The following is a 12678-nucleotide window of genomic DNA, read 5'->3' as shown; positions in this document are numbered from 1 at the left end:
CCCATAGACTGACAGGGCGATCGCTCAGGGGCTTAATGTACGCTTCCTAAAGCGAAATAACATACCATGAACCAGCTCAGGGGATTACCACTGGTATAAATATCCATGACTGCCTGTGCCAGTTCGGGTAGCCTACGGTGACCATAGAACCACGGTGGGGTTACAGGTAACCGAAAAGGAGCGCGGATGACAGCTTTTTCAGGGTAATCAAACAAAAAGCTGTTGTGAACCACCCCCACCCCAGAACCAATGTCGGCAGGCGTATGGCCGGGAAACGCACCCCAAGGGGTACACCCCAAACCATTCCCAAGGGAGACCCACGCATTGATCGCAATAGAACCATAGCGCAGTTGAGCAATCGCTTGGTTAAAGGCATCTGCTTCCTGCGCCTCCGTGCGCGGATCAATAATCACAGTGCACCCCAGCGTCCCCCAAAGCTGCTCATTGACAAAGGGCACCGCCATCGCTAAGAAGTCGCGGGCATTCCTACTCGGCAGTTGTACCTCTGCCAGTAGCCCGCAGAAGACTTCTTCTTGAAAAATGCGTGGGTTAGCCGTGGGGTCTAGCCCTTCAATCAAGGTCCAAGGAATCGTGCCTGGCTGCTTGGGGGAGAGCACTGTAGCTTGGGGATACTCCGCTAAAAAGGACTCGTAGCGGGCGATCGCCCCCGGATAGTAGGCCGGGCGTGGCGGGATAGCCTGCAAGTGCTGCTTCAGGGCACTCAAAAAGGCTAGCCGCTGTGGCCATTCCCGAGAAGTGACAACAATTTGGGCGGCGATGCAGTTAAAGCTAGCATTATGAACCAGAGCACTCGCCACCTGCCGCGCTTGGTAGTCCAGCTCTGCGGCTGACCAGTCCCCGGGAACAATCATTAGGGGAGTCACATTTCCCAGCTCTGCAGTCACAGGTGTGGTTAGGCGTGGCTGCTGAGAATCTGGGATTGCCCCCCCCCAAACCAGACGGTTATAGGTATGGTGGGAACCGGTGATGTGAATATGCTGCGTCAGGGGATGGTGACAAAGCTGCTCACCTACTGTGCCATCCCCGGTAACAATCTCTAAAAAGCCCGCTTCAATGAGTGGGGCACAAACTTGCCGAAAACAGTCTGTTAAGGGATCCAGCAGCGGATTCATTTTTAGCAGCGCAACCCGATTGGCTGCCAAGAGTTGGTAGAGGGCATCGGCCAAGCACAGGGATGTAATATTCCCTGCCCCTAAAACCACGGCAACGCCCGGCGGTGGCGGATTGCGGTAGGCAGAGCCTTGGGTAGCCGGCTGATCTGGCTGTAACCACACCTGAGCGCTGACCCCAAACCACAGCAGTCGTTCTTGCCAATTGCGGGGCAGAATGTGAGCCACCCGCTGTCCGGTTGGGGTGGTTTGCCAGCGGGGCACCGGCGGCACACCGTTATGGCGCAGCGCATAGATATAGTGGTCTAGCTTGAGAATCAACCCCAGCGGTCCAGTCGTCCACTCCTCGCCGACCCAGTCGCGGTCAATCCCCTTGATCTGGCAGGCCAGTTCTACCCACCTTTGGGCATGGTGGCGAGCAAGGTGTTTCATGCGCTGCAAATAGGGGATGCGCTCTCGAGGAGAAAGTTCTTGCCAGCGGCGCGCCTGCTGGTGGAGTCGTTCGAGTTCCTTAATTGCCGGTACTGCAACAGTCATAAATGAGGCCGATTCTCCTGTAAATAAATAATAACCGCTGTCGGCTAACAGGGTTTTTCTTAACAAGACGCGCGGAATTCCCCGCCGTAGCGACGATGGGGATGTCAACTTAAGTAATCTCCCACCCATTCTGGCATACGGTCGAACGTCCGCACTCATCCGCCACAACGATAGATAATTACAAACGCAGCTTGTGCTTTCGCATCCTCGAGGGTTGCATGCCAAGTATCGGTAACCGTATCCCAGTTTTCGTGGCAGCCAAAGAGGTAATTGTTTGGGAACGCAACTCCGTTCTAGGATTATGTATGCCTCGAACCTCATTTTTACGCTTGAACTTGCCTCCCAACCACCAACTGCGCCAATTCAGTCCTAGTGCCGTTAAGCGGCTATTGTTAGATCCAAATTGGTTGCGCTTGGCGCTGCGGCTGCGCGGCTCCGTCATTCCTGCTATTCTGCCAGAAGTCCTTTTTTGTGTTGCCTTTGGGGTGTTGATTTCAGCGGCAGACATTTACATTGTCAATCTGCATTGGCCAGTTCTGGGCAGCTTAATCCCCTCTATTGTGCTCGGGTTACTCCTTGTGTTTCGTACCAACACCGCCTACGAGCGGTTTTGGGAAGGACGGCGACAGTGGGGGAACATCATCAACGCCTCCCGCAACTTAACCCGCTTGATGTGGACGGCCATTGATGAGCAAACAGCCGCCGATCGCCAAGGCAAAATCAAAGCCGTGAACTTAGTGGGCGCCTTTGCGATCGCCACCAAGCAGCACCTGCGCCACGAAACCTTTGTAGAGCTTCAGCCATTCCTTGACCCTCACGAATATCGGGAACTGCAATCGGTACAAAATGTGCCGCTGCGCATTGCCCTATGGATAGAATCGTATCTGCATCAACAACACCGCTGTGGTCAGTTGTCTCTGTATCAACTCACCTATATGGATGAGTTACTCGTGCTGCTTGTAGATGCCCTAGGCAGTTGTGAGCGCATCCTGAAAACACCGATCCCCTTGGCCTACGCCATTCACCTCAAGCAGTTATTACTGCTGTACTGTCTGCTGTTACCCTTCCAACTGGTGGATGATCTAGGGTGGTTAACAGGGCCAATGGTGGGTCTGATTGCCTTTACCCTCTTTGGCGTTGAGGAAATTGGCATTGAAATTGAAAACCCCTTTGGCCGCGACTTAAATGATTTACCATTAGATGCAATCTGCATTACGATGCAGCAAAACATTCATGACCTCATTAGTACGCCAGCACCCCACCAATCCTCCCTTGACGATGTGGTAATTCCCCATGACCATGACCACTACTCATCCTGACCCCCAAACCATTGCCTACGAAGTGGTTCATCACCTTCCTGGGCGATTGCGGCTGCGGGTTCCGCGTCTGCGCTATGACGAGCACTACCTGCGCCAACTTCAGCACCTGTTGGTGCAGCAGGAGGTTGTTCAGCAAATTCGCGTCAATGCTGCTGCCGCCTGTATTGTCATCGAATATAACAGCGATGGCGAGAGTCACCTTGCCCTGTTTAGTTCCCTGATCCGTCGCGCCGCCGACCCTGACTTACCCAGCCCCACCATTCTGCCGATTGACAAGCAGGTGTATTCCCCATGGAACACCGCCTACTTTTTGCAAAAGATGGCCTTGCCCGTGGCTGCCTTAGCCATTGTTGCCCTATTGCCACTGCAAACTCCGTTCTATCCAGTAATTGTCGCGACAATCATTACCATCATTGCTCTGCCCACATTTCAGGAAGCCCTCGAAAGCCTTGAGCATCGCCATCTCAACGTCACCCAACTGGAATCCTTGTGGACGATTTTGCATACCTTGCAAGGGGAGTATATGGCTCCGGTGCTAGCGGTGTTCATGAGCCAAATGGGGGGATGCCTGCGGGACATGACAGCACAGGTGGGTGAAGCCCAAGTGTTTGATCCCCTTGATCAGCAGCGCACCTACTGGATTGAGCGGGATGGTAGTCGTCGTAACGTCTCAATTCGTGAGTTACACGTGGGGGATCACGTCATTGTGGCGGCTGGCTCGGCAGTGCCTGTCGATGGCGAGGTGCTCTGGGGGTCAGCGGTGATTCAGCGGCAGTTTTTGACGGGTGAGTCGGATTTACTGACCTGTGAACCGGGGCAGGCGGTGCTGGCCTCGTCTTTGGTGGTGCGGGGGCAACTCTGTATTGCTGCTAAGGCCGTTGGCAATGATACCCAAGTGGGGAAAACGCTCCAACTGGCCAAACAAGCCCCCCAACTCGATACACGCATTGAAAATTACGCCGAAGAAATTTCTAACCAAGCGATCTTACCGGCCATGGGGGTCTCTGCTCTTGTGTATGGGCTGACCTTGGATGCTCACCGAGCGATCGCCCCGTTACAGCTTGACTTTGGCGCTGGGATTGGCATTACCATTCCGACAGCCATTTTGGCCGCCCTGACCCATGCTCCCCAAGTAGGCGTGTATGTGCGCAATGGTCGTGCCCTTGAGCTACTCTCGCGGGTAAATATTATCGTCTTTGATAAAACCGGCACTCTCACGGAAGTGAAGGGCACCATTGCTGGGGTGGAAATTCTCAAAGAACACCTTAGCGAAGACACCCTCCTGTACTGGCTCAGCACCATTGAGCAGCACATCAACCATCCCTTTGCCTTAGCGGTGATGGAGTACGCCCAAGCGCGGGGGATCTCGCCGGGCGAGTACTCAGATTGGAGCTATGAACCCGGGCGCGGTGCTATGGGGTTGGTAGAGGGGCAACGGATTCTGGTGGGCACACACCAGTTTATGACTGACAACAATATTGACGCCGACCTTGAAGAACTTCGCTCCCACGAGGGCGTGCTCTGGAATCGCTCCCTTGCTTGCGTTGCCTGTAATGGTGAACTGGTGGCTGTCCTTTTTTACAGCAATCCGGTGCGCCCAGAAACGGCCAGTGTCATTGCCGATCTGCAAAGTCGCGGCATTGAATGCTATATGGTGACAGGGGATCACCACGAAGTTGCCAACGCCGTTGGTTATGCCGCTGGCTTTCGTCTTGGCCAAATTTATACCAATACCCTGCCAGAAGATAAGGTGGAGATTCTCAAGAAGTTTAAGAATAATGTCGAAAACGTCGTGGCCTACGTTGGGGAAGGGTTTAACGACACAGCGGCGATGGCCTACGCCGACATTTCCATTTCCCTGCCGGAGGGCAGTGATGCCGCACGGCAAACGGCAGATATTTTACTGATGAATAATAATCTTGAAGGGATTATTCAGGCGATCGCCCTCAGTAAAGAAGTCATGGAGATTATTAACCAAAACATTGCCTTGGTGGTTATTCCCAACGTCAGTGTGGTCTTAGCAGGGGTATTTTTGAGCCTACACCCAGTGCTGGCGGTGCTCATTAGCAATGGGGCAACCCTATTAGCAGAACTCAATAGTCTGCGGATTCTCACAGACTACCGTCCTGTGAAGGTGAAGCATAAAATCAGTAGTGGCCGCTCCCAAACGGGTATGCTGGATATTCCTTGGAAAAAACGCCCCCGACGCAGTTTTGTGCGGCTCGGCAGCGATACACCCAGCCCAGCCTGAATGCTAGCCATCACTGCCGGGTCGGGGAACATCGGCTTTGGGGTGCCATGGTGCAAAGAAGGGCAACAGCAGCAGCGCGGGAAGGGCAGCACCAATCGTAAAGAGGAAAAACAAGGGCCAGCCCATGAGTTCCGCTGCTTTCCCGGCAGGAGCGGCCAGAACATCTCGACTAAAGGCAAATAAACTGGAGAGGAGTGCATACTGAGTGGCGCTGAATTGGGGGTTACAGAGGCTCATTAAAAGTGCTGTTAACGCAGCGATCGCCAGCCCCGCACAAAAATTATCAATACTAATGGCAGCAATCATAACAACCGGATTTGCACCCGCATTGGCCAAGACAAAATAGGACACATTACTAGAGGCCTGTAGCCCTCCCATCACCCAAAGGGCACGATGAATGCCAATTTGACTGATAGCAGCCCCCCCAGCCAGTGCCCCAACAATGGTGGCAATGAGACCAATTCCGCCCTGCACAGCGCCAATTTCTGTTTGGCTAAAGCCCTGTTGCAGCAGAAAGGGGGTCATCATATTCCCCGTAAGAGCATCCCCCAAGCGATACAAACAAATAAACCCTAGGATAATCAGCCCCGTCCCCCAGCTATACCGCTGAAAAAAATCTAAAAAGGGTTGGAGCACCGCTTGGCGCAAAGAGCGGGGAGCGGGTGGCTGTACTTCAGGCTCCGGTGCCCAAACGGTTGTCAGCATCCCCACCAGCATCAATAGCGACATCACGCCATAGACTAGCGGCCACGGCAGTTGATCCGCCAAGATCAACGCAGCGGATCCGGTGATCAGGAGCGCCATTCGATAGCCCAACACAWAAATMCCCGCCCCTGCACCCATTTCAAGGGGATCGAGCACATCGGCGCGGTAGGCATCGACGGCAATATCTTGGCTGGCACTTAAAAACGCAATCGCCAAAGCATTCATCGCCAGTAACCGTAAGCTGGCACTCGGATTCTGTAGCCCCATCAGGGCGATCGCCGCCAGCAGTAGCCCTTGAATCAGTAACAACCAGCCCCGTCGCCGCCCCAAAAACGGCAGGGTATAGCGATCTAAAAGCGGCGACCACAGAAACTTGAGGGAGTAGGGCAGCCCCACCAAGCTAAACAGCCCGATCGCCGTGAGGTCAACCCCCTCTACGGTCATCCAGGCTTGGAGGGTACGGCTGGTGAGAAACAGCGGCAAGCCGGACGAAAAGCCCAGCAGTAGGAGTGCCGCCATCTTGCGGCTTTGAAAGACCCGTAGGGCTGACCCGATCCCCGCCATGCTGTTCTCCTCATTACTCAAGCCTTGTCCAGTGTAGAGCAAAGAACAGCACTTCACTAGATTGGGCAGCGGGCTTGGCTCTAGAGACTACTGGTTTGTGTGGTTCGTGCAGGCTGGAAGGCAGGCCGACACGCATCTAAGGAGACGGGCACTGGTGCAATCTTCCAGATGTCTTTGCAGTATTCAGCAATGGTGCGATCGCTAGAGAATTTCCCCATGCGCGCCACATTCAAAATCGACATCTGGGTCCAGCGGTCTTTATCACGGAAGGCCTGCGCTGCCCGCTGATGGCAGTCTATATAGGACTGATAGTCCGCCAAGAGCATGTATTGATCGTCATTGAGCAGTGAGCTAACAATTGGCTCAAATAACCCCGGCTCCCGCGGGCAAAAATAGTCGGAAATGAGGCTGTCGATGACTTTTTTCAGCAACGGATTGCTGTTGTAGTAGTCACGGGGATTGTAGCCTTCCGCTTTGAGGCTCATCACCTCCTGCGCTGTTAACCCAAAGAGGAAGAAATTTTCAGCCCCGACTTCTTGGCGAATTTCCACATTTGCGCCGTCTAGGGTGCCAATGGTGAGCGCACCGTTGAGGGCAAACTTCATATTGCCGGTTCCTGAGGCTTCCTTTCCTGCGGTGGAAATCTGCTCTGAGAGATCCGCCGCCGGATAGGCAATTTCCCCCAGAGACACCGAATAGTTGTTCAGGAATACCACCTTGAGGCGACCATTGACATCGCTGTCGTGGTTCACCATGGCCGCAACAGAATTGATCAGTTTGATCATCATCTTGGCCATGAAATAGCCGGGTGCCGCCTTGCCACCAAAGATAAACGTGCGCGGTTGAATATCAATATTGGGGTTGGCCTTAATTTGCTCGTACAGGGTAATGATGTGCAGCACGGCCAAGTGCTGGCGCTTGTACTCGTGGATGCGCTTAATTTGAATGTCAAATAAGGAGTAGGGATCCACTTCAATTTGATTGTTGCGCCAGATGTAGTCGGCGAGGCGTTCCTTATTGGCCTGTTTAATCTTCTGCCACTTGGCGTGGAACGCCGGATCCGTCGCGTAGGGTTCTAAGCCTCGCAGGTCTTCTAGGTGGTAAAGCCAGCGATCGCTGTTGAGGGTATCGGTAATCAGCTTGGCCAATTGGGGATTGCTCAGGAGGAGCCAGCGCCGTGGCGTAATGCCATTGGTTTTGTTTTGGAATTTGTCGGGGTACATCTCGTAGAAGTCCCGCATCAATTCCTGTTTAATTAGCTCGGTGTGAAGTTCGGCCACGCCATTTACCGTATGGCTACCCACACAGGCTAAGTGCGCCATGCGTACCTGCTTCGGGTGCCCCTCCTCAATCAGAGACATCCGTGCTAAGCGGGCGGTATTACCGGGATATCGCTGACGGATTTCATTGAGAAAGCGGTAGTTAATTTCATAAATGATCTCTAGGTGACGCGGCAACAGTCGCCCAAACAGATCAATAGACCAGCGTTCTAAGGCTTCAGAAAGAAGGGTATGGTTGGTGTAAGCAAAGGTGCGCTGGGTAATGTCCCACGCTTCCTCCCACGTCAGTTGATACTCGTCAATCAACAGTCGCATCAATTCCGCCACCCCAATGGCCGGGTGGGTATCGTTTAGCTGGATGGCAACTTTTTCGGGGAATGCATCAAAACTGGTGTGCTTGCGCAGATAGAGCCGAATAATATCTTGCAGTGAGCACGAGACAAAGAAATACTGCTGCCGCAGCCGTAGTTCCTTCCCTTGTGGGGTATTGTCGTTGGGATACAGAACTTTGGAGATGTTTTCACTAAAGGTTTTCTCCGAAACCGCTTGGGTATAGTCCCCGGCATTAAAGACTTGCAAGTTAAAGTCTTGGGCAGCGCGGGCACTCCACAGCCGCAAGGTGTTGACGGTATTTTTGCCGTAGCCGGAAATGGGGGTATCGTAGGGGGTGCCAAGAACGGTGGTGCCTGCCACCCATCGCACCCGATAGTGGCCTTGAGCATCGGTGTAGGCTTCTGTATGGCCGCCAAACTTCACTTCGACGTTGTAGTCGGGGCGGGCAATTTCCCACGGGTTCCCAAAGCGGAGCCAGTTATCGGGTACTTCGTGCTGCCAGCCGTTGGTGATGACTTGCTCAAAGATGCCGTATTCATAGCGAATGCCATACCCCACTGCCGGGATTTCCAAGGTGGCCAAGGAGTCTAAAAAGCAAGCTGCCAGCCGACCCAAGCCCCCATTGCCCAAGCCAGGTTCTGGCTCTCGCTCCATCAGCTCATTCAGGTCAAGCCCAAACTCTGCCATGGCTTGTTTGGCTTGCTCGTAAAGGCCGACGTTAATGAGGTTATTGAGCAATAACCGCCCGATCAAAAATTCCGCCGACAGGTAATAAACTACTTTGGCATCCTGCTCAAAATAGGTTTGGGCGGTTTTAATGCGGCGGTGCAACAGGCGATCGCGCACCGTGTAGGCCAGTGCCATGAAATAATCGTAGGGGGTGGCAAAGGTGGCATCTTTGCCCTGGATGTAGTGCAAGTTATCGACAAAGGCGCGCTTCAGGGTTTGCACCGTCATGCCCGTGCGATCGCTCTCGATGTAGAGATCGCAATGGTCATCGGTTGGTGGAACAGCAGAGGAGTTAGGGGCGTGACCGTTGGAATCGGAAAAATTACTCATGCAAACACTGGCTCTATGAGGAATCGGAAATAACTTAGATTAAGGCTAATACAGATTGGCAAAATGTACATTAGACTACTAGTACGTGATTTTTAATAAAAAATTCACCTCTGTTTACATGGTTTTTATAGCGCCTGTGGGGAAGTTGCTATCTTTGCGGGGCGATCGCTGGTTCAGCAAACCTGTGCAGCCTACTTAACACAAGATCCCTAGGAATAGGCTGAATTCAGCAACGCAACCATCCCTTAAATTCCTTAACAAGATTTTACAGTCATCCGCGATGGAGTGGTTGCGGGATAGGCACTTAAGGCATGCCCCCGCGCTCAGCTGTATAAAAAAAGTTGGAATTCTTGCCCCAACGTAACCGGCTGTACTTGGGTAAAGCGGTGCGAAACCAGTAAAATCTAACCTGCATACTCAGGATAATGCTCATGATGGATACGGCGATCGCAACCATTCGTGCCCGGGAAATCTTAGACTCCCGCGGGCGACCCACGGTAGAAGCAGAAGTTGAACTAGACTGTGGCGTGGTCGGGTTGGCTCAAGTTCCTAGTGGCGCGTCAACCGGCAGTTTTGAAGCCCACGAACTGCGCGATGGCGATCCCAAGCGCTACGGGGGCAAAGGAGTGCTGCACGCCGTAGAAAATATTGAAACCACGATTCTTAGTGCTTTAGTGGATCAAAATGCGCTGGATCAGACCGCGATTGATCAGTGCCTTTTGGAGCTAGATGGCACCGAGAACAAGAGCAATTTAGGTGCCAACGCCATCTTGGCGGTGTCCTTGGCGATCGCCAAAGCCGCTGCCGAGTACCTTGGACAACCCCTCTATCGCTATTTGGGTGGCCCCCTCGCTAACGTGCTGCCGGTGCCGATGATGAATGTGATTAACGGGGGTGCCCATGCCGCCAACACTATTGATTTCCAAGAATTTATGATTATGCCCGTTGGCGCTCCTAGCTTTAGCGAAGGGTTACGCTGGGGAGCAGAGGTCTTTGCGGCACTGAACAAGGTCTTGGCGGATAAAGGGCTGCTCACGGGGGTTGGCGATGAAGGTGGGTTCGCCCCCAACCTTGAATCGAATCAGGCGGCACTAGATATTTTGCTGCAAGCGATCGAAACCGCAGGTTACACGCCCGGTACGCAAGTGGCGCTCGCCCTTGATGTTGCCGCTAACGAGTTCTACACAGATGGCTGCTATACCTTTGACAATGCCAGCCGTAGTGGCGCTGAGCTAGTGAGTTACTATGAGCAACTAGTGAGCAATTACCCCATTATTTCCATTGAAGACGGCCTTCAAGAAGAAGACTGGGAGAATTGGGGGCTCCTCACCCAAGCGTTAGGCACGCGGGTGCAACTGGTGGGGGATGATCTGTTTGTGACGAACCCCAAACGCCTCAAGCGCGGTATTGACAGCGGTGTGGCCAATGCCATTTTAATCAAACTCAACCAAATTGGCTCACTCACTGAAACGCTGCAAACCATTGACTTAGCGACCCGTAGTGGCTACCGCTCGGTGATCAGCCACCGCTCCGGTGAAACCGAAGACACCACCATTGCGGATCTGGCCGTGGCGACTCGCTCAGGGCAAATTAAAACTGGTTCGCTGTGCCGCAGTGAGCGGGTTGCCAAGTACAACCGCCTGCTGCGCATTGAAGCGGAACTGGGGGATCAGGCAGTGTATGCCCCGACCGTGGGGTTAGGCCCGCAGTAGGTGAATCGACCTCGCAAACGGTTTGGCCAGCACTGGCTACGCAGTGAAGCGGTGTTGGCACAGATGATTGCTGCGGCGCACTTAACACCGGGCGATCGCGTCCTTGAAGTAGGCCCAGGGCGCGGTGCACTCACTCGTCCCCTGTTGGCGGCTGGGGTTGCGGTGGTTGCGGTGGAACTGGATCGCGATTTATGTGCAAGCCTGAAGCGGCAGATCCGTAGCGATCGCTTCGTGCTGATGGAAGGGGACATCCTGCGCACTGATCTGGCGGCTTTGGGGTGTAACAAAGTAGTGGCCAATATTCCCTACAACATCACAGGCCCGCTCCTAGAACACTTACTGGGAACCCTGAGCCAGCCTCGCACCCCCGCCTTTGAGCGCCTCATCCTCCTCGTGCAAAAGGAAATTGGCGATCGCCTCATGGCCAAACCGGGCAGCAAAGCCTACGGTGCCCTTTCAGTACGTAGCCAGTTCTTGGCCACCTGTGAACCTGTCTGTGCCGTTCCCCCGCGCGCCTTTCAGCCACCCCCAAAAGTGGAATCGATGGTGATCTGTTTACGGCCTCACCCAACGCCACCTCAGGTGACTTCCCCCCAGTGGTTAGAGCGGCTGCTGAAGCAGGGGTTTGCCACCCGCCGCAAAATGCTAGCCAATGCCTTAAAATCACTGGTTGATCCGAGTGCTGTTCGTCAGGTCTTAGCGGAACTGGGACTTCCTCCCGAGAGCCGTGCTGAAGCCTTGAGCCTGAGAGACTGGCTAGCCCTCAGCGAAGCGCTAGAACAGGCTCAGCAAAATGAGTAGCACTCCGATGCCACCACAGGCCACCGCCCCCAGACCAGTGTAAAGAATGGTATTACTGGTGTCTTGAGTAAACTACTCCCAGCTAAAGCAGGGAGCTTTTAGTAGCCCTGCAGTTAGCAAGCCAACCACGAGCCTCTGGGGTGGTTTACAACACCCCCAATCGACCGTTAACAGTGCCTTAAATAGCCGTTTCTGTTGTCCGCAGTATTATTATAACCTAAAACAACTAAAGTTGCTAAAGGAGCTTTCCTCCCCGTACTTCAGTACGGGGCTTCCAGCCATACCCGAGGTGAGGCTGTCTTCCGACTTCAGGGAAATAAAAAACTTTTGCCCCTTCGCAGTTGGGCGCTCAATCCGTAGGGTTCCCGTCTGGTCGCTAGCAGTCCCCACCACTAAAACCGAGCGATCCACGGGCAAAATCCATTCCTGATAGCGGTAGCCGAGGGTGGTGCCACTGCCGAAGGACAAGGTACCAATATTCAAGGTAAATGCCCCGAAGGAGAGCCGATTGGCATTATTGGCGGGGCGAAACTCATTTAAGACCTGTACAGTTTCAATATCCGCCCCGGTCGGATCCACTTCAATGTCACCATAGCGATCGCGCAGACGGAAGGGAATCGACTGACTATTGCTGCTAATGGTGTCAGAGCGACGTTCGGTACGCCAGCGTGTCCGCCCGTCGCTATCTGTCTCACGTACCTGTTCCTCGTACTCCCGCGTGACAGACATTTTGTAGTGCACACAGGGCACCTGCTTTAATTCTGAGGTTAAGGGAGACTCCGTCGTCACTTGGCCTGTAATTTTTACATATTCGCGCAGATTGCCACCGCCAATTTCCCGTGCCACTTGCTCCCCTAGGTGATGCAGTTCAGCGGTGGTGGATGGGGTTGCTAACTTGAGGCTGCGTAGCTTCAGGCGATAGTGGCGTTGCACAAAAAACAGCACAACTGCAACCACAACTAAAATGCCACCAAAGATGCCCATTGT

The 12678-nt window shown here is 53.6% G+C and carries 8 protein-coding genes; 4 read left to right on the top strand and 4 right to left on the bottom strand.

The genetic code is table 11. The features are described 5' to 3' along the window. Positions 1-32: 32 nt before the first annotated feature. Positions 33-1667, bottom strand: a complete 1635-nt coding sequence (locus tag L5470_RS07685; protein WP_448526891.1) for an aldehyde dehydrogenase family protein — start codon at positions 1665-1667, stop codon at positions 33-35. A gap of 305 nt (positions 1668-1972) precedes the next feature. Here L5470_RS07685 and L5470_RS07680 point away from each other — a divergent pair, with 305 nt between their 5' ends. Further along, a complete protein-coding gene (locus L5470_RS07680; protein ID WP_499499191.1) occupies positions 1973-2986 on the top strand; it encodes a bestrophin family protein in 1014 nt (337 codons plus the stop codon). Then, positions 2961-5237, top strand: a complete 2277-nt coding sequence (locus tag L5470_RS07675; protein ID WP_499499189.1) for a heavy metal translocating P-type ATPase — start codon at positions 2961-2963, stop codon at positions 5235-5237. The genes L5470_RS07680 and L5470_RS07675 overlap by 26 nt, the downstream gene beginning before the upstream one ends. Positions 5238-5240: 3 nt before the next feature. On the opposite strand, the gene L5470_RS07670 is transcribed toward L5470_RS07675, so the two are convergent. Next, positions 5241-6506: an AmpG family muropeptide MFS transporter gene (locus tag L5470_RS07670; protein ID WP_499499187.1), complete on the bottom strand. Its 1266-nt coding sequence runs from the start codon at positions 6504-6506 to the stop codon at positions 5241-5243. An 80-nt stretch (positions 6507-6586) separates the two neighbouring features. Beyond that, a complete protein-coding gene (locus L5470_RS07665; RefSeq protein ID WP_499499236.1) occupies positions 6587-9076 on the bottom strand; it encodes a glycogen/starch/alpha-glucan phosphorylase in 2490 nt (829 codons plus the stop codon). A gap of 524 nt (positions 9077-9600) precedes the next feature. On the opposite strand from L5470_RS07665, the gene eno reads away from it, so the two are divergent. Both eno and rsmA read left to right on the top strand, forming a co-directional pair. Continuing rightward, on the top strand, positions 9601-10890 hold the full coding sequence (eno, locus tag L5470_RS07660) for a phosphopyruvate hydratase (RefSeq protein ID WP_499499234.1): 1290 nt from the start codon (positions 9601-9603) through the stop codon (positions 10888-10890). Continuing rightward, positions 10891-11691: a 16S rRNA (adenine(1518)-N(6)/adenine(1519)-N(6))-dimethyltransferase RsmA gene (gene rsmA, locus L5470_RS07655; protein WP_499499185.1), complete on the top strand. Its 801-nt coding sequence runs from the start codon at positions 10891-10893 to the stop codon at positions 11689-11691. A 210-nt stretch (positions 11692-11901) separates the two neighbouring features. Here the strand turns inward: rsmA and L5470_RS07650 are convergent, their stop codons facing one another. Then, positions 11902-12675, bottom strand: a complete 774-nt coding sequence (locus L5470_RS07650; RefSeq protein ID WP_499499183.1) for an E3 ubiquitin ligase family protein — start codon at positions 12673-12675, stop codon at positions 11902-11904. Positions 12676-12678 lie beyond the last annotated feature (3 nt).

Origin of the sequence: Synechococcus sp. PCC 6717 (assembly GCF_022698185.1) — a bacterium.
GTDB classification, from domain to species: Bacteria; Cyanobacteriota; Cyanobacteriia; order Thermosynechococcales; family Thermosynechococcaceae; genus Thermosynechococcus; species Thermosynechococcus lividus.
This window is presented reverse-complemented; position numbering and strand designations above follow the sequence as displayed.